At 30.0% G+C, this 23,823-nt stretch carries 23 protein-coding genes, 1 other RNA gene and 1 riboswitch; of the genes, 23 read left to right on the top strand and 1 reads right to left on the bottom strand.

The genetic code is table 11. The features are described from left to right. Positions 1 to 5 precede the first annotated feature (5 nt). The 14 genes from rpoD to B2P65_RS11895 all read left to right on the top strand — a co-directional run bounded on the left by rpoD (position 6) and on the right by B2P65_RS11895 (position 15,198). On the top strand, positions 6 to 1,079 hold the full coding sequence (rpoD, locus tag B2P65_RS11830; protein ID WP_346848434.1) for an RNA polymerase sigma factor RpoD: 1,074 nt from the start codon (positions 6 to 8) through the stop codon (positions 1,077 to 1,079). A 112-nt stretch (positions 1,080 to 1,191) separates the two neighbouring features. Beyond that, entirely contained in the window at positions 1,192 to 2,079 is an 888-nt protein-coding gene (locus B2P65_RS11835) for a PH domain-containing protein (RefSeq protein ID WP_346848435.1), read from the top strand. Positions 2,080 to 2,099: 20 nt separating this feature from the next. Then, a complete protein-coding gene (locus B2P65_RS11840) occupies positions 2,100 to 2,786 on the top strand; it encodes a class I SAM-dependent methyltransferase (RefSeq protein ID WP_346848436.1) in 687 nt (228 codons plus the stop codon). 20 nt (positions 2,787 to 2,806) lie between these two features. Beyond that, a complete protein-coding gene (locus B2P65_RS11845; RefSeq protein WP_346848437.1) occupies positions 2,807 to 3,601 on the top strand; it encodes a Nif3-like dinuclear metal center hexameric protein in 795 nt (264 codons plus the stop codon). 283 nt (positions 3,602 to 3,884) lie between these two features. Next, an RNA gene (rnpB, locus tag B2P65_RS11850) (RNase P RNA component class A) lies at positions 3,885 to 4,268 on the top strand. A 493-nt stretch (positions 4,269 to 4,761) separates the two neighbouring features. Then, a complete protein-coding gene (locus B2P65_RS11855) occupies positions 4,762 to 5,328 on the top strand; it encodes a papain-like cysteine protease family protein (protein WP_346848488.1) in 567 nt (188 codons plus the stop codon). A gap of 34 nt (positions 5,329 to 5,362) precedes the next feature. Continuing rightward, the gene (locus tag B2P65_RS11860; protein WP_346880182.1) at positions 5,363 to 6,214 is read left to right on the top strand and encodes a hypothetical protein; all 852 of its coding nucleotides are present in this window, start codon (positions 5,363 to 5,365) and stop codon (positions 6,212 to 6,214) included. 648 nt (positions 6,215 to 6,862) lie between these two features. Further along, a complete protein-coding gene (locus B2P65_RS11865) occupies positions 6,863 to 7,525 on the top strand; it encodes a sugar transferase (RefSeq protein ID WP_346876506.1) in 663 nt (220 codons plus the stop codon). A 1-nt stretch (position 7,526) separates the two neighbouring features. Next, a complete protein-coding gene (locus tag B2P65_RS11870; RefSeq protein ID WP_346880183.1) occupies positions 7,527 to 8,648 on the top strand; it encodes a glycosyltransferase family 4 protein in 1,122 nt (373 codons plus the stop codon). 66 nt (positions 8,649 to 8,714) lie between these two features. Next, positions 8,715 to 9,920 (top strand): O-antigen ligase family protein, encoded by a 1,206-nt coding sequence (locus B2P65_RS11875; protein ID WP_346876508.1) that lies wholly within the window; start codon positions 8,715 to 8,717, stop codon positions 9,918 to 9,920. Between the two features lie 80 nt (positions 9,921 to 10,000). Then, complete coding sequence (locus tag B2P65_RS11880) at positions 10,001 to 11,095, top strand: glycosyltransferase (RefSeq protein ID WP_346876509.1); 1,095 nt, start codon at positions 10,001 to 10,003, stop codon at positions 11,093 to 11,095. A gap of 61 nt (positions 11,096 to 11,156) precedes the next feature. Then, positions 11,157 to 12,353 (top strand): hypothetical protein, encoded by a 1,197-nt coding sequence (locus B2P65_RS11885; protein WP_346876510.1) that lies wholly within the window; start codon positions 11,157 to 11,159, stop codon positions 12,351 to 12,353. 276 nt (positions 12,354 to 12,629) lie between these two features. Then, positions 12,630 to 13,754, top strand: a complete 1,125-nt coding sequence (locus tag B2P65_RS11890) for a DegT/DnrJ/EryC1/StrS family aminotransferase (protein WP_346876511.1) — start codon at positions 12,630 to 12,632, stop codon at positions 13,752 to 13,754. 118 nt (positions 13,755 to 13,872) lie between these two features. Continuing rightward, complete coding sequence (locus B2P65_RS11895; protein ID WP_346848500.1) at positions 13,873 to 15,198, top strand: nucleotide sugar dehydrogenase; 1,326 nt, start codon at positions 13,873 to 13,875, stop codon at positions 15,196 to 15,198. Positions 15,199 to 15,259: 61 nt separating this feature from the next. Here the strand turns inward: B2P65_RS11895 and B2P65_RS11900 are convergent, their stop codons facing one another. After that, positions 15,260 to 16,231 carry an LCP family protein gene (locus tag B2P65_RS11900; RefSeq protein ID WP_346878673.1) on the bottom strand — a complete coding sequence of 324 codons (972 nt, stop codon included), beginning with the start codon at positions 16,229 to 16,231 and terminating at the stop codon, positions 15,260 to 15,262. A 429-nt stretch (positions 16,232 to 16,660) separates the two neighbouring features. Between B2P65_RS11900 and B2P65_RS11905 the strand changes: the two genes are divergently transcribed. From B2P65_RS11905 to B2P65_RS11945, 9 genes are all read left to right on the top strand, one after another. Next, positions 16,661 to 17,335: a YveK family protein gene (locus B2P65_RS11905; RefSeq protein ID WP_346880184.1), complete on the top strand. Its 675-nt coding sequence runs from the start codon at positions 16,661 to 16,663 to the stop codon at positions 17,333 to 17,335. 50 nt (positions 17,336 to 17,385) lie between these two features. Further along, positions 17,386 to 18,060 carry a YveK family protein gene (locus B2P65_RS11910; protein WP_346880185.1) on the top strand — a complete coding sequence of 225 codons (675 nt, stop codon included), beginning with the start codon at positions 17,386 to 17,388 and terminating at the stop codon, positions 18,058 to 18,060. Positions 18,061 to 18,110: 50 nt separating this feature from the next. Then, positions 18,111 to 18,764, top strand: a complete 654-nt coding sequence (locus tag B2P65_RS11915) for a CpsD/CapB family tyrosine-protein kinase (protein ID WP_346877313.1) — start codon at positions 18,111 to 18,113, stop codon at positions 18,762 to 18,764. Between the two features lie 36 nt (positions 18,765 to 18,800). Continuing rightward, positions 18,801 to 19,571, top strand: a complete 771-nt coding sequence (locus B2P65_RS11920; protein WP_346880186.1) for a tyrosine-protein phosphatase — start codon at positions 18,801 to 18,803, stop codon at positions 19,569 to 19,571. A gap of 120 nt (positions 19,572 to 19,691) precedes the next feature. After that, positions 19,692 to 19,775: riboswitch (cyclic di-GMP riboswitch) on the top strand. Positions 19,776 to 19,933: 158 nt separating this feature from the next. Beyond that, complete coding sequence (locus B2P65_RS11925; protein ID WP_346880187.1) at positions 19,934 to 20,461, top strand: hypothetical protein; 528 nt, start codon at positions 19,934 to 19,936, stop codon at positions 20,459 to 20,461. A 44-nt stretch (positions 20,462 to 20,505) separates the two neighbouring features. Beyond that, complete coding sequence (locus B2P65_RS11930) at positions 20,506 to 21,144, top strand: sugar transferase (RefSeq protein WP_346880188.1); 639 nt, start codon at positions 20,506 to 20,508, stop codon at positions 21,142 to 21,144. A 75-nt stretch (positions 21,145 to 21,219) separates the two neighbouring features. Then, positions 21,220 to 21,999 (top strand): methionyl-tRNA formyltransferase, encoded by a 780-nt coding sequence (locus tag B2P65_RS11935; protein ID WP_346880189.1) that lies wholly within the window; start codon positions 21,220 to 21,222, stop codon positions 21,997 to 21,999. Next, positions 21,996 to 22,862 carry a polysaccharide deacetylase family protein gene (locus B2P65_RS11940; RefSeq protein ID WP_346880190.1) on the top strand — a complete coding sequence of 289 codons (867 nt, stop codon included), beginning with the start codon at positions 21,996 to 21,998 and terminating at the stop codon, positions 22,860 to 22,862. Before B2P65_RS11935 ends, B2P65_RS11940 begins: the two co-directional genes overlap by 4 nt. Beyond that, entirely contained in the window at positions 22,859 to 23,794 is a 936-nt protein-coding gene (locus tag B2P65_RS11945; protein ID WP_346880191.1) for an NAD(P)-dependent oxidoreductase, read from the top strand. The genes B2P65_RS11940 and B2P65_RS11945 overlap by 4 nt, the downstream gene beginning before the upstream one ends. Positions 23,795 to 23,823 lie beyond the last annotated feature (29 nt).

The following is a 23,823-nucleotide window of genomic DNA, read 5'->3' on the forward strand; positions in this document are numbered from 1 at the left end:
ATGGAATGAAGGACAAAGCAGGAAAAGTTGCTATAGTAAAGAAATTAGTAGAAAAGGGTAAGAAAAAAGGGAATTTAACTTATAAAGAGATAATGGAAGAAGTAGAAGGTGTAGAACTAACTCCAGAGCAAATAGAAAAGATTTATGAAGTTCTAGAATCTATGGGCATAGACGTTATAGGTTTAGAGCCAGAAGTTGAGGAGGAAGAAGAAGTAGAAATAGAGGTTGACATAACAATTCCAGAAGGAATTGCCATAGATGATCCAGTTAGAATGTACCTTAAAGAAATTGGTAAGGTGCCTCTATTATCAGGTGAAGAAGAGATGAGACTTGCTAAGCTTATAGAAAATGGTGATGAATATGCTAAAAAGAAATTAGCAGAAGCAAACCTTAGATTAGTTGTAAGTATTGCTAAAAGATATGTTGGTCGTGGTATGTTATTTTTAGATTTGATTCAAGAAGGTAATTTAGGACTTATAAAAGCTGTAGAAAAGTTTGACTACAGTAAGGGATTTAAATTCAGTACCTATGCTACTTGGTGGATTAGACAGGCGATTACAAGAGCTATTGCAGACCAGGCTAGAACTATTAGAATACCAGTACACATGGTAGAAACTATTAATAAGTTAATTAGAGTATCAAGGCAGCTTCTTCAAGAATTAGGAAGAGAGCCATTACCAGAAGAAATTGCAAAACATATGGATATGAGCGTAGATAAAGTTAGAGAAATAATGAAAATTGCTCAAGAACCTGTATCTTTAGAAACACCTATAGGTGAAGAAGAAGATTCTCATCTTGGAGATTTTATTCCTGATGATGATGCCCTTGCTCCAGCAGAAGCAGCAGCTTTCACCATGTTAAAGGAACAATTAATAAGTCAACTTAGAACTTTAACTCCAAGGGAAGAAAAGGTGCTAAGACTTAGATTTGGTCTTGATGACGGAAGAGCTAGAACCCTTGAGGAAGTTGGAAAAGAGTTCAATGTAACAAGAGAAAGAATTAGACAGATTGAAGCGAAGGCGTTAAGAAAGTTAAGACATCCAAGTAGAAGTAAAAAGCTTAAGGATTATTTAGATTAGTGAGGGGCTGTCTTTTGGCAGCTCTTTTGTTATATATACAAAATTTGTAATAGACAAAATCCCTTAGTATAATATAAAATAAAAGTATACACAATTTATAAGGAGGTAATCCATGAATAGTTTCAATAGCAATAAGAAACTAGAAATAATTCCAACTATATTCACTTTTGTTATGTTTAATGTAATAGGGGTTTGGTCTGCCTATGTTCTAGATTCCTATCTTATGTTGAGTTTAATAAGAGTAATGTTGGTGATTTGTAATATATTCTACTTATATCATATTGGAGTATGGTTAACTGTAAAGTATGAAATAACAAATAGTGAAGTGAGAATAAGTGCACTGGGAGGACTTAAAAAAGTAATTTTACCCTTAAGTGATGTAGAATGCTACACTGTGGAAAAGGGAAAAATAAGAGGTATAAGCCTTTCAGGTATATCCTCTAATAAATTTGCAATAGGAAGAATTGCAGTAAAAAATTTAGGAACCGCTAGAATGTTTGTAACAAGCGGAAGTAGTGTTATATATTTAAAAACTCAAGACATAAGCTATGCTGTGTCACCTAAGAACTCTGAAAAATTCCTAGAAATTTTAGAAGGCCTGGGTATTGAAGAAAACACTTGGACAAAGAAATATAATAAGGTAAGTAGACTACATAAGGATAAAAAGTTTATGTATCCATTGATTTTAACTAGTACAATAATTTTATTTACAACTTTTTTTCCAATGGTTTTATATATACTAAATAAACTTCCAGATGTAATGCCATTAGTTATTAACGTGTCCAAAGAAGCGGGAGAAGTAGGTACAGACAAGCAATTTGCTTTTGCCCAGATGCTCTATGGTCTATTAAATATGGCAATGATGTTCTGTATGTATTATGCAGCTCACTTTTGTGCAAAATATGATAAAAAGTCTGCTTATAGGTATATCTATATTTCACTTTTAGTGGCAATAGTATTCCTATATATTCAAATTAGACTTATTATGTCTGTTATATAAATAAGGTGTTAGGTGAAAATATGATAATTAGCAAAAGATTAAAGTTAATAAGTGATTTAATCACAGGGGTTAAATCTATGGTAGATGTAGGAACAGACCATGGATATGTACCTATAGAACTTTTAAAAAGAAATAAAATAGACTTTGCCATAGCTAGTGATATTAATAAAGGTCCCGTGGAAAAGGCTAAAAAAAATGTTAGAGATAATAATTTGCAACATAAGATACAATGTAGACTTGGAGGAGGACTTACAACTGTAACTCCTAGAGAAGTAGAGGCAGCTGTAATTGCCGGTATGGGAGGAAACTTGATAAGAGATATCCTAGAGGAGAGTAAGGCTGTTTTTAAAGCGTTAGACTATGTTATAGTTCAGCCAGTACAAAATCCAGAAGTCTTAAGGGAATATCTTTATACCTCAGGGTGTAACATCCTAGATGAGTGGATTATATATGATGAAGAAAAATACTATGAAATTATGAAAATATCCTGGGGAGATAAGCCTAAAGTTATTGAGCCTATTTTTTATGAAATAAGTAAGCTGCTTTTAGGTAAGAAAGATAATACCTATAGGGAATATTTAAATTATAAGTTAGAAAAGTATTTAAGAATCCATGAAGAACTTAAGGGTGACACAGAAAATTCAAGAAAAAGAAAGCTGGAGTTATGGGATAAAATTCAAAGGATAAAGGGCTTTTTGCTTGAGTAAATGGGCGGAGGTATATTTTTATGGTAAAAATAAATGAAATCATTAATATAATGGAGGGCCTTGCGCCATTAAACTTAAAAGAAAGCTACGATAATGTTGGGTTTATGGTTGGAGATAGAGAAAGGGAAGTAACAAAGGTCCTAGTTGCTCTAGATTGCACCATAAAGGTCATAGAGGAAGCAAAGGAACTAGGAGCTCAACTTATTTTAACTCATCATCCATTGCTGTTTATAAAGCCTAAAACCATAACCACAGATAGTCTCCAAGGTAAAAAGCTAATGAAGTTAATAGAAAATGGTATAGCCCTATATTCTAGTCATACTAATTGGGATACTGTAAAGGGTGGCTTAAATGATGAATTTGTAAAGATTCTTGGCTTTCAAGAAAGTAAAATCATTGAAATTTCTCCATCAGATCCTACAGCAGGAGTGGGAAGAATAGTTCAGCTGAAGGAAGAGACTACCTTAGAGGAAATAATAAAGGGCATTAAAGATAAATTAAAAATACAAAATTTAAGATACTCTGGAGAGTTAAATAAAAAAGTAAGAACTATAGCTTTAGTCAATGGAAGTGGAGAAGATTACTTGCAGCAAGCCTATGACCTAGGTGCTGAACTATTAATCACAGGGGATACTACCTATCACTTTGTATCTGACTATGAAGAGATGGGACTCTCTGTAATAGATATAGGACATTTTAATTCAGAATGGCCCCTTGTAATTAGTTTATCAGAAAAGATTAAAAAAGTATTAGAGCCTAGGGGTGTGGAGATTATTATGTCAAACGCTACTAGGGATCCCTATAATTTTATTTAATTAATACTAGCTCTAATACTCCTATAAAAACAGCCTGAATAGAGGGGAAAACGCTGAAACCCGCACTATGACAACAACTAGTTAACTATTTAAATAGTTAACTAGTTTAAATTTTATATATTTAACTAGGTATATAGTTAAAATTTTCTATAGTTTCATAGGTAAATAGGTTTATATTTATCTATTAATCTAGTTAAATAGTTTCATATATGGGTATTATAACTAAAAATAGAAAATTTAAAGGCGTTGCAATGATAAAAGATTTATGTTAATATTAATTTTGCGAGTAAGCCAGACAATCGCTGCTGAGAAATCAGGAGAGGAAAGTCCGAGCTCCATAGGGCAGGGTGCTGGGTAACTCCCAGTGAAGGCGACTTTAAGGAAAGTGCAACAGAGATATACCGCCTTAAGGAATACATTCGAGGGACTAAATCTTAGATTTAGACTCTCACTTAATTTAGGGTAAGGGTGGAAAGGCGAGGTAAGAGCTCACCAGCGCAATGGCGACTTTGCGGCTATGTAAACCCCATCTGGAGCAAGATCGAAAGTGGAACATTATGGGGCTGCCCGTCCCGTTCCCGGGTGTATCGCTTGAGCTCATTAGTAATAATGGGCCTAGATAGATGATTGTCTAACACAGAACTCGGCTTATAGACTTACTCGGTCCATTAAAAACACTAAGGTATGAACTTAGTGTTTTTATTTTAGCATTTTTGAACAAATCGTGAATAATTTACTTTTTAAAATCTTATTCTTTCAATTAGAAAGAATAAGATTTTTATTTTTCATCAGAATTGAGTATTAACCTTATGGAGGAAAAATATATTCTTACAAAATGAAACTTAATATAAAATAAAATGTATCATACAATAAAAATAATTAGTGGAAATGTTTAAAATGGTTACAAAAATATAGGAATATATAGGAAAATAAGGTTATTTTACATAAATAGCCTTAAATGAACTAAAATGAAGTTTCCTAATTCTTAAATATGTTATATTATACTAATATAAAGAAAATTTAGTAAATTGCATGAAAATGAAACAATTAACTTCAAATTTGGTTTCAAAATAGTTACATAGCTTTACAAAATGAAAAAAACTTAATTGAAATTAAAGATTTTAATCTTTAATAATATTATTTAAGGGGAGGTTATAATAATGAAAAAGAAAAGTCTATTAAGTATATTCTTACTAGCTATTTTTCTTTTCTCAATGACAACGGTAGCTTTTGCGGAAAATTGGTATTATGTAGGAGTGCCAGTTATAAGGCAACAAAAAACACAATGGTGCTGGGCAGCATCAGGAGAAATGGCAGGAAAAGCTGTGAATCCAAGCTCTACTAGAACTCAAGCAGACGGAGTTTATTATGTTACAGGAGGATATGAAAATTATCCCAACACATCTAATGCTGCAGCATCCGTAGCTACCTATGTATCAAAGAACCAAAAGAGGTTTTATGTAGACAGAGGTACATGGACCATTAATTCTATTCGTTCAGAGATAATGGACAAGCAGAGCCCTCTAATAACTCTAGGCGGATATTATGATTACTATGGAAATAGAAATGGTGGTCACTTTGTAGTAATTGATGCAGTATATGAATATAGTAACACTCTTCGTTATGTAGATCCATGGGATGCAACTACCCATTGGTGTTCATATCAAGCATTTAAAGATGGAAGTTACAATAGTAGAAAATATGAAGAAACTGTTTATGGAAGATAGAGTTTACTAAAAACTCAAAGGAAAGGGATATTTTATGAAGGGTATAGGTATAAAATTTTTAAACTTATCATTAATAATTGTTCTGTTATTTTCATCAATAACAGTTTTTGCCGTAGATGAGGATAGAGATGTATCTACAATATTAAGTGAAGAATCATTGCAGGTATCTTCCGATAGAGATAGCATAGAGGGTATTTTAGATGAAGCTTCAGAAGAGATAAAAGATATATTAAAGATAGAGAAGGCACCATATTTTCGAGTGGAAAGCTTTATAAAAATATATAACCTTCAGGATAGTGATATTGTAAAACACTATAAAGAAAACAAGGAGTTTAAAAAGAATATTTTAGATGAGTATAGGTGGGTTGCACCAGCTTTTCAAGAGGATAATAAAACTCTTTTAGTTAACTTTATAAAAAAGAATGAAGGTGAAGGTTGGTCCATGGCTGGTTTTTCAGATGGACTAGCTACAGAGGGATATTCTTTCTTATTGGATAAAGAAAAGATAATAGAGCTTCTTGAGGATAATGGAATAAAAAACATAGATGAAATGAAATTTGTCAGAACAGATTTATATGTTACTAATATTATTTACATAAATATGGATAATAAGGAGTTTGCAATTCCTTTTAGTAACAATGCGGAAGTGTTAGGTTTTGAAAATGGTAAACTATACAATATAGATAAATTGATGAACCAAATTGCAGAGAAATATACCCCTTATGATGTAGAGGCTTTATCAAAGGATGTAGCTATGGAAGAAGGTAGTGATAAGGATAAGGTTATAATAGCTTCCATAAAAATAATATTTGTGGGAATAGCAATAGTATCTATAGGTTTATTAATAATAGTAAATAAAAAATCCCTAAAATCTAATAAACAATAAGCATTTCCTACAAGCACTAAATATATGCCTCGTAGTGTTTGTATATACCATAAAAAGACTAGGATTTCCCCCAATCCTAGTCTTTTGCTTTATGAAAAAATAATTTTAACTATAAAAAATCTTCAAAAAAATTTAAAAAAATTTATTAAAACAATGGTAGAATTAAGATATATTTTTATAAAGAAAAGAGTATCTCCTAGGAGCTTAAATCATAGTACTATCAAGGGTTTAAACAAGGAAGGACATAAAATATAAAAAGTTAAGAATGTTAAAACATAGGAATATAGTATTGTTTTGAATATATTAAAGTTTATATAAAATATTTAATTAAAGGATATATTTGGATATAACCCCGCGGGTAAACAGTAAAATATATGGCAAATTATTATAAATTGTGATATAATTTTTTGAGTAACGACAGAAATAAAATGTTCTTGTTAACGGAAGCTAGTAATTGTGTAGGTTAACAAAGATTCGAGGAGTCTAAAAATTAGACAAGCTTATTAGTTGTACATAAATAAAATATAGAAAATAAAACTCATTACAGAAGATGAAATGAAATATATGGTGTTATAGGTAATATGTCTCTTTTAATATCGTATATTATATAAGGGAAGTTTAGTATTATTTTGTTTGGAGGTAAGAACTATGGAAAAGGCAAGCTTGCATAGTGAAGAAATTAATGTAAATTATAAAGAAAATTTAGATTATACCGAAAAGAAATCAAGTTTATTTATTTATAATCTATTAAAAAGAGGGTTTGATATTGTATTTAGCATAATAGTAATTATAGTTACTAGTCCAATACTTATAATATCAATGCTCATAGTATTTTTCCAAGATTTTAAAAGCCCTATATTTGCTCAAAAGAGAGTTGGGATTAATAATGAGGAATTTACTATGTATAAAATTAGATCTATGGTTTACAATGCAGAATCTGAAGGATTTAAGTGGGCAAGCAAGGATGATTGTCGAATAACTACCTTTGGTAAATTTATAAGAAAAACTAGGATTGATGAATTACCACAATTGCTAAATGTTTTAAAAGGCGATATGAGTGTAGTAGGGCCAAGACCAGAGTTGGAATTTTTCTATAGAAAGTTTGAAAAGACTATACCAAACTTTAGAGATAGACTAGCTGTAAAACCTGGTTTAACAGGATGGGCACAGGTAAATGGTGGCTACGATTTATTGCCAGAAGAAAAGCTTAAATATGATATAGAATATATAGAAATAAGAAGCATTATTATAGATATTAAAGTTTTGTTTAGGACTATTGCAGTAGTTTTTACAGGAGATGGAGCTAGATAGTATGAAAAATGTTTTATTTGTAGCGCATTTACAAAGTCATATTGTGAATTTTCATATGCATTATATTGAGTATTTTAAAGAAAGAGGATATACAGTATTTATTGCAACAAAATTAAATAGAGATAGATATGATTATATAAAAGAAGATAAGAATATTAAATGGGTGGATGTTGATATTCCAAGAACTCCTTACTCATACAAGGCTTTTAGTGCGTTAAAAGAGTTGAAAACACTTATGAAAGAAGTGAATTTTAATCTTATTCATGTCCATACTCCAGTAGGTGGATTTTTAGGTAGATTGGCAGCTAAAATAAGTGGTTCGGGTCCAGTACTATACACAGCTCATGGATTTCATTTTTACAAAGGTGCTCCATTAAGTTATTGGTTAACATATTATATTGCTGAGAGAATAGCTTCAAGGTGGACAGATGGATTGATAACTATTAATAAAGAGGATTATGTAGCTGCTAAAAGTAAATTAAAGGTTAGGAATAATAGTGTATTCAAGGTTAATGGTGTAGGAGTAGAATTTAATAATTTTGATGAAGAGAAAGATGTTAGGAAAGAACTAGAGTTAGGAAATAGTGATTTTGTTATTACGATGATAGGGGAATTAAATAAAAACAAAAATCAAATGCAATTAGTAAAATCTCTTCCAGAAATTATTTGTAATCATAGTAATGTTAAAGTTATATTTGCAGGAGAAGGGGAAGAGATTAGTAACTTAAAAGAAGAAGCAGAAAAGCTGGGAATCAGTAATAATATAATGTTTTTAGGGTGGAGAAATGATATATACAACATAATAGAAGCATCTGATATTATATGTTCATTTTCACAAAGAGAAGGATTGCCTAAAAATATAATGGAAGCTATGATATTGGGAAAACCAGTCATTGCAACAGATGTTAGAGGTAATAAAGACTTAATAAAGCATGGTTTTAATGGGTATTTGGTTGGCTTAAATGATTTTTGTGATACTAGAAGGTATTTAATAGATTTAATAGAAAATAAAGAAAAAATAGATTTTTTAAGAAAAAATACTTTGGATGAAGTAGAAAAATATAAGCTAAAAAGTGTTATGGAAGAGATGAATAAGATTTATCAGATGTATCTTAGAGAATAATGTTATTGGGATATGGCATGGGGATTTGTTACAAAATACATATCGAAGATGAAAATGGAGTTAAATATGAAAAAAAAACAATTAAATATTAAATTAATAATATCATTTACATTTTTATATATTGCTTATAATTCTAATGTGATTTCAGCTGTTACTGAAAGAAAAGTGATTTCTCATGTATTTCTTTTAATAGGGTTGACTATGTATCTAATTTGTTTAATTCTATTTAAACAATTAGAAATAAATAAAAAAGATTTATTGAAGTTCATTTATGTTATTGGGATATTTATAGTTTACTTATTAATAAATTTATTTCTTAAATCTTTTAGTAATTATGAAGGTTGGATTAAAAGTATTGAATTTATATTAGTGTGTATAACAATTTTATTGATTCTAATGTCTAATTTAAATTCTAAAAATATAATAATTTTTGCAAGAGTTTTTTTTACTCTTAATATTATAATATTTACTATTCTGATTATAAGGTATTATGATGAGTGGATTTACAGAATGTTGGTGGGATGGAGAATTTCTACTAAATCTATTACATCTATATGGTTAGGTCGTTTCTTTGCTGAAATAGCAGTTTTATCATTAATGTGTTTTAATAACAAGATAGTTAAAACAATAGTTAATATTATTATGTTTTTATTAATAATAGGTACGGGATCTAAAGGCGTAATTATTGGACTGAGTCTAGTTTATTTAATATTGATGGTGAAAAAAATTAAGAGTTTATTAAAAAATAAGAATAGCATTGAAATGAAAAGCATAATTAAAAATTCAATAATATTGACTTTAATTATATTAAGTGTGACCCTTTTTATTTTGATAAAGTATGTGCCAGTTGAATTTATTAAAGAAAGACTATTGTCAGAGAGTTCTTATGGTGGAGCAGGTAGAGTTTCTCTTTACTCTAAAGCTATAGAATTATTTATGCAGAATGTTTTTTTAGGATGTGGAATAGGTAATTATTTTTATCAATACGCAGAATTTACTTTTACATATCCACATAATATAATATTGGAATTCATGTGTGAATTGGGTATTATTGGATTTATGTTCTTTGCACTTTTCATTTATTATGTTATTAAAAATATATTGGAAAAGTATAAGAATAGTAATATTTCAATTTTAATTATGTTATTTATAATGTATTTATTAAATGCTATGCTTTCAGGAAACAATGTGTTAGATAATTTTCAGTTTTACATATTAGGAACTATGATAATAAAGTATAGTGCAATCGGATGTGAGCAGGAGCATATGTAAAAGACTTAATCTTAATTTGGCATTTTAACGTATATAAATAATTCTACGCAGTAACTTAAGTTACAATAGGGAGGAAGAACATGAAGGGATTATACATTGCTTCTATAACAAAAAACAGACCAAGAGATTTGGGTGTGCTTAATAAAATATATGGACAATTAGATGGATTTAAAAGTGAAGAAGTTGATATGGATTTTATTTTTATGAAAGATAATTATATTTATAGAAATAATGAAAAAATAAAAATGGTAAGGAAAAATAATTCATTATATTTTTTTAAAAGATTATGTGAATTTTTTAAGGGAAATTGTGATGAGTATAAGTTTGTTTACATTAGATATTCAGTTGCTAACATATTTCTATTAAAATTATGTAAGATATTTTACAAATTAAATATAAAGGTGATTTTGGAATTGCCTACATATCCATATAAAAAAGAATTAAACATATATTCACCTGTTTTAAAATTTTTAATGAATATTGCAGATAATTACGTTAGTAAGAATATTCATAAATATGTAGAGAATATTATTTGTTTTACAAATGATGAAGAAATATATGGTATAAAGACTATAAGTATAGAAAATGGTATAGATTTGGAAAAAATTGAATTTACAGGATATGTTAAACAGAAAGAACTTAATTTAATTGCAGTAGCAAATGTAACTTTTGCACATGGATATGATAGATTGATAAATGGTTTATCAGAATACTATAAAAATGATTGGGAAAGAGATGTATATTTTCATATTGTAGGTGAAAGTTTAGAAGCAAATAAATTAAAACAATTAGTTAATAACTTAGGATTGAATGAAAAGGTAATATTTTATGGTAGTAAACATGGTGAAGAATTAACTGATGTATATAAAAAGTGTCAAATGGGTGTAGCATCTTTGGGGATATATAGAATAGGACTTAATCAAGTTTCTATATTAAAAGCAAGAGAGTATACTGCTAGAGGAATACCATTTATACTAGGATATTATGATAACTCATTTATAAATTCTAACTATGTTATAAAGGTACCTAATAATGATGAACATATTAATATAAAAGATATTTTGGAATTTTACGATTCATGTAATATACTAGATACTGAAATAAGAAATGATGCTGAAAGATTAACATGGCATAGTCAAATAAAGAAAATTATGTATGCTATTAATTTTAAATAGATAAAGTAAATAAGTATTTATAGATAGATGAGGTTACTTAATCAGGAGGTTACATAGCATTATGGATATAACTAAGAAAAAGGTAATAAAAGATTTAATGTTAAATATGATAGGTTATTTTGTTTTAACGGCTATACTGCAATTAATAATATATCCAATATTATCATCGGGTATGCCAATAACTCAATTTGGAAGTTTGCTGACACTAATGGGAATTGCTAATGCTATTACTGGCATATTTGGTAATTCATTAAATAATATAAAATTAATAAACCAAGATTATTATAAACAGAATAATTTTAAGGATTTTGCTATAATAATAAATAAAGTTGTAGTTATTACTGTTGTGTCTATGGTAATAGTTACAATTACTTTTCATAAACAATTGAATAATTTAGAAACAGTATTTTTGATAGTGACTACAGTCTTTTTAATGCTAAGAAGTTATATGAATGTATATTATAGAATACAATTGGACTATTTTAAAATAATTAAGCATTTGGCTGTAACTGCATTAGGATATATGCTAGGACTAATTATATTTAGATACATAAAAATATGGCCTCTAGTTTTTTGTTTAGGAGAAGTTTTTGCATTTATATATGCATATAGAACAACTGATTTTAAACTAGAAAAAAAAGTTAAATCTGATAAGTTTGATAAAATTCAAAAGGAATATATACAATTAGCTACTTCTAATTGCATATCTAATTTACTTTTATATTTAGATAGATTACTAATAAATCCTATTTTGGGAGCATCTAATGTAGCTTTATATTATATTGCTTCTGTAGTTGGTAAAACCATTGGTATAGTAATGAATCCAATAACATCAATATTATTAACATACTTAGCTAAAATAAAAAGCAAAAATTCTAAAAAAATATTTTATATATTATCTTTAACATCTATTATTATGGGTATAAGTATTTATTTAATATCAATACCTTTAACACCTATTATTGTAAGGATACTTTATTCTGGGGATTATTTATTAGCTAAACCTTATTTTAATTTTGCAAATTTATCAGTAATTATAATGATATGTGGTACTATAATTAATCCTTTATTATTAAAAAATGCTCCTATGTGGTGGCAAAATGTTATACAGATTGTGTATTGTATAATATACCTAGGATGTAGTATATTATTAATGATTAAATGGGGAGTTTATGGATTTTGTATTGCAGGAATCATAGCAAATAGTATTAAATTTATTATGATGGAAATAGTTGCGTATCATTATATAAAGAATTAAAATGCATTTAATGAAATAAGATTTTATAAGATATTGATTAGATTTTAAGAATTTATAAATCTACATAATAAATCTCAATTTAATCCCCACATCAATATTATTAATAAAATTATCATAATCTTAGAGAAAAAAACTGATAATATATTAATAGATGATATAAAGCCTAATTTGTGGTATATTTGTTAAGTATAAAATTTTATTAAACATAAGAAAAAAATATTTTACTTTTTTATAAATTGGTGTACAATTGTATGTGTAAAAATAGGAGGAAGAAGAATGAAGATCAATTTTTATGAATCACAAAGAGAATATAAAGAAAAAAAACATGAGTTTGATGGAGCTATAAAAAATATAATAGATAGTGGAGCTTTTATATTAGGAAATGAAGTTAAAATCTTTGAGGAAGAAATAAAAGATTTTACTGGAGCTAAACATGCCATAGGAGTGGCATCAGGAACGGATGCTTTAGTTATAGCATCAGATATCCTTGGTTTTAGTGATAATAAGGAAATAGTAACCACACCTTTTACTTTTTTAGCTTCGACATCTTGTCTTGCAAAGCATGGTGGTAAACCTGTATTTGTTGATATAGATGAAGAGTCCTGTGGTATGGATGTAGCTCAATTAGAGGCTGCTATTAATGATAATACCGTAGGAGTACTTCCAATACATTTATTCAATCAAATGTGTGATATGGATAAGATAATGGAAATTGCTAAGAAACATGATTTAAAGGTGCTAGAAGATGCTGCTGAAGCCTTTGGAATGAGATGGCAGATGCAAGGTGAAGAAAGGTATAGACACGCAGGAACCATTGGAGATATGGGTGTGTTTTCATTTTTCCCTACTAAAACCTTAGGTGGATATGGTGACGGTGGAATGATAGTTACTAATAGTGATGAACTAGCAGATATGTGCCGTATGTTTAGAGTTCATGGAGCATCAAAGAAATATCACTATGACTATGTAGGCTATAACTCAAGATTAGATGCTATGCAAGCAGCTGTTTTAAGGGTTAAACTTAAATATATAAACAATGCCATAGAAAATAGAGGAAGAGTTGCTAAGCTCTACACTGAAGGATTAAAAAATGTAGAAGGTGTAAAAGTTCAAGGTATTAAGGCTGCAAACCAAAAGAATGTTTATTATGTATTTAATATCTTTGCTGAAAACAGAGATGGTCTTGCTGAATTCTTGAAATCTAAAGGTGTGGCAACTAGTATATACTATCCAAAGCCATTACACCTACAAAAGTGTTTTGAATACCTAGGATACAAAGAAGGTCAGTTCCCAGTAACTGAAAAGATGTGTAAGCAAATTCTTGCATTACCTATATATCCAGAGCTTACTAATGAAGAAGTTGAATATATATGTGAATGTATAAAAGAATTTTATAATTAATAAAGGCTTTGTTTATCCAACAACAACCAGGTTGTTGGATAAACCTAATTAATTGTTAAAAAAGTATCAATATTTATTAAAATAGTAATTGCTAATTTGAACAGTAGGAGACGATATAATGAAAGATTTAAAAATATCCTTAGTAGGACTTGGCTATGTAGGAATGCCTTTAGCAGTAGCTTTTGCTAAAAAGGTTCCTGTAGTTGGATTTGATGTAAACAAGGAAAAGATAAATAAGTACTTAAGCGGAGTAGATGTGACTAATGAAGTTGGCGATGAGGCTATTAAAGCATCTACAGTAGATTTTACAAGTGATGAAACAAAACTAAGAGGATGTAACTTCCATATAGTTGCAGTGCCAACTCCAACTAATGAAGATAAAACTCCAGATCTAAGACCAGTTATAGGTGCTAGTGAAATTTTAGGAAGAAACTTAACTAAAGGTTCTATAGTAGTATATGAATCTACAGTATATCCAGGGGTAACAGAGGAAATCTGTGTACCAATATTAGAAAGACAATCTGGACTTATCTGTGGACAAGATTTTAAAATAGGATATTCTCCAGAGAGAATAAACCCAGGTGATAAGGTTCATAGATTAGAAAACATAATGAAGATAGTATCTGGTATGGATGAAGAAACTCTAGATACAGTTGCTAAAGCTTATGAACTAGTTATAGAAGCTGGAGTATATAGAGCTGAAAGCATAAAGGTTGCAGAAGCAGCTAAATTAATAGAAAACTGTCAAAGAGATGTTAACATAGCCTTCGTTAATGAACTTGCTATGATCTTTGATAGAATGGGTATAGATACTAAAGCTGTAATAGATGCTGCAGGTAGTAAGTGGAACTTTATAAAGCTAAACCCAGGTTTAGTAGGAGGACACTGTATTGGAGTAGATCCATATTACCTAATCCACAGAGCTAAAGAGGTTGGTGTTGAATCAAAGGTTATAGCTGCTGGAAGAAACATAAATGATGGAATGGCTAAGTATATCGCAGAGAACACAGTGAAAAGTTTAATAAAAGCTAATAAGAGAGTTAAAAATGCAAAGGTAGCAGTTCTTGGACTTACCTTTAAGGAAGATTGTCCAGATACAAGAAATACAAAGGTAGTGGATATTATAGATGAACTTAAAGATTATGGAGTTAATGTATTAGCCACAGATCCTGTAGCATGTAAAGAAGAAATTAAACATGAGTATGGAATAGATATGGTTTCTATGGAAGATATTAAAGAGGTAGATGCTATTATACTTGCTGTATCTCATCATAATTACAGAGAAATGACCATTAAAGACTTTGCTCCACTATATAGAAGCGAAGCTTTAGATGAAGTAGCAGCAGCTAAGGATGAAGTAGAAAAAGATGTGTTCATAGATGTAAAAGGCATCATTGATAGACATAGTGTAGATACAGATTCTGTGGTTTACTGGAGATTGTAATATAAAAAATAAACAACATAAATAAAACACCGAATATCTTAGATATTCGGTGTTTTTACTATTATTTTTTATCGGCAAATATATAATCTCTCATTTGTTTTTTAACAGTTTCAATATCAAACTTTAGGTAGTATATTCCAGTGCTCATATCACCAGCTCCATCTCCATCCCTTGGGAATCTTTCTTGCTCTAAATTCCCATTTCCTAAACCGGCTACCTTAGTTGCTAGAGATATAAAATCACCAGAACTTAGGTTAGTTTGAACTAAAGGAAGGATGTTATTTAGAATACTAGGATAAGATGTAGGAGATGCAGCAAGAGCTTTATTAAACACTGCAGACATTACATTTCTATGTCTGTGGGTTCTTTCATAATCTCCACCACTAGCATATCTTATTCTAGAATAGGCCAAGGCTTGATTACCTGTTAATAAGGTAGGGCCTGTAGAACTTACTCCAGGAATATGAGATACTTCCTCTTCAGTAATATCTATTGTAATTCCACCAAGGATATCAATAATTTCTGGCAATGAAGAAAAGTTTACTGATACAAAATCCTCTACATTAAGGCCAAAGTTTTCATTTAAAGTTCTTAAAGCTAAGGTTGGCCCTCCAAAGGCATAGGCATGATTTATTTTATCCATACCACGGTCTGGGATATTAACATAAGAATCCCTCATAATAGATGTTACTTTAACCTTATTATGAGCGGAATCAATGGTAGCTATCATTATGGAGTCAGAACGACCAGCTTGTCCTTCTTCTGCATCAATACCATATAAAGCTATATTTTTTATGGATTCATGGTTGTCGTATTCTTTAAAGGCATCCTTTGAAGCAATACCTAACTTAGATTTGTCAATCTCTACTTTATCCATCTTATTATATAATGAATAAAAATATCCTCCTCCAATAGCTATTATAAATATCAACACTCCTAGAATTCCCATTGAAATTTTAAATCCCAGTGAGCGTTTTTTCTTTTTTCTTCTTTTATTTTTCTTTTTTTCAGGATCAATTCTGTTTTGTGACATAGTTACACTCCTCTCTGTACCTAATTCTATCATCATATGTTAAAGGTGTAAATATAAAGAAAAGCATAATGGTCAATTATTCCATGAAGTTTATTATAAATTTTTATGAACATGATACGATGATATAATTATGAACTAATAATAAAAATAATAGTATATATAGGCGCAAAATCAAGGATATTGTAGAATACATTAGGTTATTATTCATAATTATACATAATATTACTAGTAACATTGGTTTTTTACTAGTAATGTTACTGGAAATATGATATTATACAAATGTGACAGTTATGTATGCAATTGAAATATAAAGAAATATGTACTATTATACGGATGTTACAACTAGGTATTCAAATTATATTTTTACATGGTAAAAATATACATAAAATGTTGTAATATGTATAAATTGATTTTGTAAGGAGAATTAATTTGGAAGAGAATATTATTAGTTTAAATGACATCTTCGAAATTTTAAAAAGAAAGTGGAAAATTATATTGGTATTTGCTTTGACCTCTACTTTAGTAGCATCAATAGCATTATTTTTACTAATAACTCCACAATATGAATCAACCACTAAGGTATTTATAGGTAAAGAAGAAAGTCAGCAGGAAGGATATAATATTTTAGATATACAAATGTATCAAAAATTATTAAAGACCTATGCTGAAATTATTAAAACTGAAGATTTGGTAAAAAAAGCTATAGATAAAACAGGATTCGAAATAAAGCCTAAAGAGACAGTTGAAAATTTAACAGTGGTATCCCTAGCTGATACACAAATTATTGAAATAAAGTATAAAAGCAGCTCACCAGAAGAAGCTGTAAAGTTAGTATCTGCTATAAAAGATGAATTTGTTAAATTATCAACAGAATTAGTTCCTAATGGAAATGTACAAGTCCTAGAAGAACCTAGATTTCCATTAAGAGCAGTAAGTCCTAACAAGAGTATGGGGCTTATAATAGCTATAGTATTGGGAGTGTTTATAGGAATAGGAGTTATCTTCCTTATAGAGTTTCTGGATAACACCTATAAAAATAAAGATAGGCTAGAAGAAGAATTAAACATACCAGTTTTAGGAATAATACCAAAGATAGACCTATAAAATCTTAAGTAGGATGATTAACACAAGATGGAAACGGAGGAATAATAATTTTGGAAGAACAAGTAATTAGCCTTGGAGAAATTCTAGAAGTGTTAAAGAAAAGGTGGAAGTTGATACTAATAGTAACTTTATTAGCGACTTTAGTATCAGGTTTGGTAAGCTTTTTCTTAATAAGTCCTAAGTATGAAGCAAGTACTAAGTTATTTATAGGTAAAGAAGCAGGAGCAGAGGCAGGTTATGATCAAAGTGAGATAGCCATGTATCAAAAGTTAATGAAGACTTATTCTGAAGCCATAAAAACTAGAGATTTAGTTGGTAGAGCTATAAATGTTGCAAACAGTAATCTAACAGAAGATGAAGTTCTTAAGAAGCTTACAGTGGTAACTGTAGCTGATACACAAATCCTTCAAATTAAAATTGATGATAAGGACCCAACTATGGCAGCAACTATGGTACAAGCTATAACTAATGAGTTTGTAACTACATCTAAGGTTTTGGTGCCAAATGGTAATATAAAAGTTATAGAATCAGTAAAAGTTCCAGAAATACCAGTGAGCCCTAATAAAAAAATGAATATAGCTATAGCCTTTTTATTAGGATTAATGGTAAGTGTAGGAGTAAGCTTTTTACTTGAGTTTTTAGATAATACATATAAAAATAGGGAACAATTAGAAAAGGAATTAGATATTCCTGTAATAGGAACTATACCTCACACTGAGCAGTAGAAAGTTACAGCAGATAATCTTAATAGATTTTTACTTAAGGAGAGAAATTAATGTTTATAGTAGAAAAAGATCCCAGGTCTATAGCTTCAGAAAGTTATAGGACTCTAAGAACAAATTTGCAATATTCATCCTTTGATGAGGAATATAAAGTAATAGTAGTAACTAGTGCAGAACCAGGAGAAGGAAAGAGTACTACAGCAGGAAACTTAGCATTATCCATAGCTGAAGGAGATAAAAAGGTGGTACTTATAGATTGTGACTTAAGAAAACCATCACTACATAAAAAATTTGAAATATCTAATACTGCAGGACTTTCTGATGTAATAGTTGGGAAAGAGAGCATTTCTGTAGTAGGTCATAGATACAATAATAATCTTACCGTATTGACCTCAGGTAAGATTCCACCTAATCCATCTGAGATGTTAGGTTCAAAATCTATGAAGGCTCTCATAGATGCCTTAAAAAAGGTTTTTGATTATGTAATATTAGATACGCCACCAGTACAAGCCGTTACTGATGCGCAAATACTATCTACTAGAGCCGATGGAACATTACTTGTCATTAGAGCAGAAAAAACAAAAAAAGATTCTGTTGTAAATTCTATTAATCTTTTAAAAAAGGTTAATGCAAATATCATCGGTACCATATTAAATGGAGTAGACACTAAAAGAAACAGCTATTATTACTATTATGGTGATAAATAATATATAAAATTTCACTTAAAGGTTGGAGGAGTGCTTATGATAGATTTTCATAGCCATATACTTCATGGAGTGGATGATGGATCTAAAGATGAAGATATGACTGTAGACATGCTTAAATTAGCAAAAAAGTCAGGAACCACAGGAATTGTTGCCACTTCCCATTTTTTTAGGGGTAGGTTTCAAGTACCTTATGAAGAAATTAAAAAAGAAGTAGCTAAGTTGAAAATTTTAGCTAAAAATAAAGATATAGATATAGAAATATATTGTGGGCAAGAGGTTTACTATACTAGTAGAATTCTAGAGAGCTTTCAATGTGGTGATATAGGTACCATAGAAAACAGTAGATATATGTTAATAGAATTTCCTTTAAGAGAGTTTTCTGTGGATGAAGTTATAAATGACATCTATGAACTTCAATTAAAGGGAGTTGTACCTATCATCGCTCATCCTGAGCGGTATAAAACATTTATAGAAGCCCCAGAATTGATAAATAAGTTTATTGAAGAGGGGTTTTTATTTCAACTAAACACAGGGAGCATAACAGGAGATTTTGGTGGTGGAGTTAAAAAGACTGCAAAATTATTTGTAAAACATAAAATATATAGCACTATAGGTTCCGATGGTCATAGATCACAAGTTAGAACCACAGATATGATAGCGGGGATAAAAGCTATAGAAAAAATAAACCCTGGATATGCAAGGGAGATGGAGAACATTTCTCAGGAAATCTTAATGAATAATAAGGTTGAATTTAGAGGAGAAAGAATTAGAAAACAAGGTGGAATTTTTAATATATTTAAAAGATAAGTTGAACATTGTTCAATATACATAAATTTAAACTGGGTGTATCGGTTATATAAAAGTCGGGAAATTGGGGGAACTTTTTAGAATCGATAGGGGTTAAATAAAATTCGACATAAATAACTTAAATTTAAAGGGAATTATGAACTGTAGTCTGTACTTGGGCGCTTGGACTACAGGGAGTTAGTAGCGCAACCCACCTTTATCTTATTAATTCGGGGTAACTATAAGTTTGAAGGGGAAATTTATGGTATATGAGTTAGTGAAAGATAGCGGTGGGTTATTTTTATCTGGTTTTATAAATTAAGAATTGGTGGGCAGTCTTAATTAAGGAAAGTATAAAAGATAAAGTTTTAGGGGGTTATTATATGGCAAATCATAACTCAAATAAGAATTTAATAATTCTAGGTGCTGGTGGCCATGGTCATGTAGTTAAGGAAGTTGCAGAAGCTATGGGGATATTTAATAAAATAGATTTTTTAGATGATAATTCTAATGAAGCCATAGGGTTATGCTCTGAAAATTCGAAATTTATAGAAGAATACACCTATGCAATACCAGCCTTTGGAAACAATAAACTACGTATGGAGTGGATTGAAAAACTTGAAAAGAATAAATTTCAAATTCCAACTTTAATTCATCCTACAGCATATATTAGTCCATCAGCTACAGTATCTTTAGGTACAGTAGTAGAAGCTAAAGCAGTTATAAATACAAACTCAAAGATTGGAAAGGGTTCTATTATAAGTATTGGAACTATTATTGATCATGATGCTACCATTGGTTATGGATGTCATGTGGACTGTGGAGCAGTGGTAAAGTCTAACTGCATCATTGCTGCCTTATCTAAAATTAATAGTGGTCAGGTTATAGAATATAATAATTTAAAGGGATGAAGTAATAGATCATAATATTACTTTAACTTAAGGGAGGAATTGATATGTATTTAAAAGTAAAAAGATTATTTGACTTTATACTTGCACTTATAGGATTAATTTTACTATCGCCATTATTTTTGATAATTATTATAGCTATAAAACTTGACTCTAAAGGTCCTGTTTTCTTTAAACAAAAGAGAGTAGGGTTTAATAAAACTCACTTTAATATTCTGAAATTTCGCACCATGAGAATAGATACACCTAAGGATATGCCAACCCATCTCCTTAAAAATCCAGAGCAGTATATAACTAAGGTAGGTAAATTCTTAAGAAAAACTAGTTTAGATGAATTGCCACAAATTTTGAATATAATAGCTGGCTCCATGGCAATAGTTGGACCTAGACCTGCTCTATGGAATCAATATGATTTAATAGCAGAAAGGGACAAGTATGGAGCTAATAACATACGTCCTGGTCTTACTGGATGGGCACAGATCAATGGAAGAGATACAGTATCCATTGAAGACAAAGCAAGATATGACGGAAATTATGTTGAAAATTTGGGAGTAAAAATGGATGCGAAATGCTTCTTTGGAACTGTTGTTTCTGTACTAAAGAGAGATGGAGTACTAGAAGGTGGAGTTAAGGAAGTTGTTAAGGGGAATGAAGTTGAGGTACAGAGGGATTCAGTGTCCTTTTGATAAGTTGAGTTAACTTTTTAATAAATAGTAGGAGAATTAAGTTTAAATTATCTACAATCGAGAGGAGGGGATGTTATGCTAAAAGTAATAATTATGACTCAGCAAGATAGGTTTTACATCCCAAAGAATATACAAAAAATAATTGATAATTCTGAAGTGTTAGAAGTAGTTAATGTTGAATGTAAAAGTTCATTGCAAAATAAAATTTCTGACTTTATAAAATGGTTTGGTGTTTTTCAAGTAGGAAAAATGGGTATAGTTACAGTTCTACGTTCATTGATGGGTAAGTTAGATAAGTTTACAGGATATAAACTTTATAACGGATTATGCGGAGTAGAATACGTAGCAAAAAAGAACAATATACCCTATAAGGTAATTCATTCTTCTAATAGTGAAGAATTTTATAAAGAGGTAAAAGAACTAAAGCCGGATGTCATTTTATCTTTTTCAGCTCCTCAAGTTATTAAAGAGCCATTACTTTCATGTCCAAAGTATGGGATTTTGAATGTTCATGGTAGTTTATTACCAGATTATAGAGGATGTATGCCAAGTTTCTGGTACATATTTAATGAAGAAGAATATGGTGGAGCTACAGTTCACTACATGTCTGCAAAGATAGATGATGGAGATATAGTAGCTCAAGATAAAGTTTATATAGGTAATTGTAAATCAATGTTTGAACTTATGGAAAAAACAAAAAGAGTTGGTGGAGATATGATGGTTAAGGCTATCAAGGCTATGGAAACTGGTAAATTAGAAAGAAGACCTAATATTGTATCTGAAGGTAGATACTTTACATGGCCTACGGCAGAGCAAGGTAAAGAATTTAGAGCTAAAAGGAAGCGTTTAATATGAAAAAGTATTTTTTAACACTGGATCTTGAAGAGTGGTACCATCTTGAATATCTAAAAGAATTTAAAGATGTAATTGGATCAAATCAAAGATTTGCACCTGAAGTTATACCATTTCTTAAGAAAATGGCACAAGAGGGAGTTTATCTTACAGTCTTTGTACTTGAAGAGGTGGCTAAAAGTAACCCAGAAGTAGTTGGAGAAATAGCTAAAATGGGACATGAAGTAGCATGTCATGGGAAGCAACATGAGTTAGTTTATGAAGTTAAAACTGAAGAGTTTAGAAAGATAATCGGTGAATCAAAGAAAACTCTTGAAGAAATAACAGGACAACCAGTTAAAGGTTATAGAGCACCTTGCTTTTCCATGGAAAATGAAAAGCTTGATGTACTATGGGATTTAGGATTTAAATATGATGCAAGTCTTATAAGATTTAAGGAGCATAAACTGTATAATGTAATGGACATGTCTTCCTTTGAAAAAGTGGAAAGTATGATTTATAGAAGAGAATATAAGTATGAGTTTGAAACTCCTACTTTAGATATAATGGGTAAATCCATTCCAATCTCAGGAGGTGGATACTTTAGATTATTCCCGCTATGGCTTATGAAGTATTTTATGAAAAAGCACTGGGAGAAGGAAGATAACTTCATATTCTATATACATCCATTTGAAGTGGTTGGTGAAACACTTGATAATGGAAAGAAAATGGGTAAGAAAAATTACTTTAGATTCCAAGTGGGTAGACCTACATTGCAGAAGAAGTTACTTAAGTACATAAAGTGGCTCAAGAAGCAAGATGTGGAGTTTATGAAGTTTGAGGATTATATTGGGAAAGAAACTGGTAAAGAAGGTATGAACCTATGAAACGCATATTGATTACCGGAGCAAATGGTATGATAGGAAGTTCTATAGTAAATGAATTTATTGATAAATATGATTTGATTTTAGTTGACCCTTATACAGATAAGATTGATAAATTTAAGAATAGTGCTATTGTTTTAAAAGGTAGCTTGAATGATATATTAAAATGGGAAAATAACTTGGATGGAGTTAATACGGTGGTGCATTTAGCAGCAGCAGTTCACTGGAGGCCAAAGAATAAAGAAGAAGAGCAACAATTCATAGATACTAATGCAGAAGGTACAAGAAAGTTATATGAAGTATGTACAAAACATGGAGTTGAGAGATTTTTATTTTTCAGTACAAATGATGTTTATAAAGCTTCAGATAAATTAATAACTGAAGATACACCAATAAATCCACAAGGGATTTATGGTAAGAGTAAGCTTTTAGCTGAGCAGTATCTATTAGAGAATTCAAAGAAAAGTAATACGGCAGTATGCATATTTAGACCAGCTTCAGTTTATGGAGAAAATGATAAGGGCAGTATGAAATCCTTAATAGATCTATGCAAAAAAGGAATAGTTCCTATGATTGGAAATGGAGCTAATAAAAAAGCATTACTTTACACAAAAGATATTGTACAAGCTGTTAAAAGATATGTAGATTGTGAAAATAATCTTAATGGTGAAATATTTAATATTTCATCAGGGGATTTTGGATATAAAGAAATGATAGATGCTATTTGTAGCATTTTTGAAATTAATCCATTCAGATTATATATTCCAGGATGGTTTTGTAAAAATATCGCATCAAAACTTGGTCCTATTAAGAAACTTGCAGTGGCAGGTGAAACAAAGATAGTTTCTAATGAGAAGGCTGATAAATTGTTAGGATATGAGAGAAAGTATTTTTTGGTCAGGGGACTTAAGGATGCTAAAAGATATTATGAATAGATTAGATGTTAAAAATAGGAGAAAACGTT

This window comes from Clostridium sp. UBA3061 (assembly GCF_002367465.1).
In the GTDB taxonomy this organism is placed as follows: domain Bacteria; phylum Bacillota; class Clostridia; order Clostridiales; family Clostridiaceae; genus Clostridium_J; species Clostridium_J sulfidigenes.

Excerpts from the sequence above, each read along its gene's own strand:
- rpoD (WP_346848434.1), top strand. The coding sequence starts at position 6 with ATGAAGGACAAAGCAGGAAAAGTTGCTATAGTAAAGAAATTAGTAGAA.
- B2P65_RS11835 (WP_346848435.1), top strand. The coding sequence starts at position 1,192 with ATGAATAGTTTCAATAGCAATAAGAAACTAGAAATAATTCCAACTATA.
- B2P65_RS11840 (WP_346848436.1), top strand. The coding sequence starts at position 2,100 with ATGATAATTAGCAAAAGATTAAAGTTAATAAGTGATTTAATCACAGGG.
- B2P65_RS11845 (WP_346848437.1), top strand. The coding sequence starts at position 2,807 with ATGGTAAAAATAAATGAAATCATTAATATAATGGAGGGCCTTGCGCCA.
- B2P65_RS11855 (WP_346848488.1), top strand. The coding sequence starts at position 4,762 with ATGAAAAAGAAAAGTCTATTAAGTATATTCTTACTAGCTATTTTTCTT.
- B2P65_RS11860 (WP_346880182.1), top strand. The coding sequence starts at position 5,363 with ATGAAGGGTATAGGTATAAAATTTTTAAACTTATCATTAATAATTGTT.
- B2P65_RS11865 (WP_346876506.1), top strand. The coding sequence starts at position 6,863 with ATGGAAAAGGCAAGCTTGCATAGTGAAGAAATTAATGTAAATTATAAA.
- B2P65_RS11870 (WP_346880183.1), top strand. The coding sequence starts at position 7,527 with ATGAAAAATGTTTTATTTGTAGCGCATTTACAAAGTCATATTGTGAAT.
- B2P65_RS11875 (WP_346876508.1), top strand. The coding sequence starts at position 8,715 with ATGAAAAAAAAACAATTAAATATTAAATTAATAATATCATTTACATTT.
- B2P65_RS11880 (WP_346876509.1), top strand. The coding sequence starts at position 10,001 with ATGAAGGGATTATACATTGCTTCTATAACAAAAAACAGACCAAGAGAT.
- B2P65_RS11885 (WP_346876510.1), top strand. The coding sequence starts at position 11,157 with ATGGATATAACTAAGAAAAAGGTAATAAAAGATTTAATGTTAAATATG.
- B2P65_RS11890 (WP_346876511.1), top strand. The coding sequence starts at position 12,630 with ATGAAGATCAATTTTTATGAATCACAAAGAGAATATAAAGAAAAAAAA.
- B2P65_RS11895 (WP_346848500.1), top strand. The coding sequence starts at position 13,873 with ATGAAAGATTTAAAAATATCCTTAGTAGGACTTGGCTATGTAGGAATG.
- B2P65_RS11900 (WP_346878673.1), bottom strand. The coding sequence starts at position 16,231 with ATGTCACAAAACAGAATTGATCCTGAAAAAAAGAAAAATAAAAGAAGA.
- B2P65_RS11915 (WP_346877313.1), top strand. The coding sequence starts at position 18,111 with ATGTTTATAGTAGAAAAAGATCCCAGGTCTATAGCTTCAGAAAGTTAT.
- B2P65_RS11920 (WP_346880186.1), top strand. The coding sequence starts at position 18,801 with ATGATAGATTTTCATAGCCATATACTTCATGGAGTGGATGATGGATCT.
- B2P65_RS11925 (WP_346880187.1), top strand. The coding sequence starts at position 19,934 with ATGGCAAATCATAACTCAAATAAGAATTTAATAATTCTAGGTGCTGGT.
- B2P65_RS11930 (WP_346880188.1), top strand. The coding sequence starts at position 20,506 with ATGTATTTAAAAGTAAAAAGATTATTTGACTTTATACTTGCACTTATA.
- B2P65_RS11935 (WP_346880189.1), top strand. The coding sequence starts at position 21,220 with ATGCTAAAAGTAATAATTATGACTCAGCAAGATAGGTTTTACATCCCA.
- B2P65_RS11940 (WP_346880190.1), top strand. The coding sequence starts at position 21,996 with ATGAAAAAGTATTTTTTAACACTGGATCTTGAAGAGTGGTACCATCTT.
- B2P65_RS11945 (WP_346880191.1), top strand. The coding sequence starts at position 22,859 with ATGAAACGCATATTGATTACCGGAGCAAATGGTATGATAGGAAGTTCT.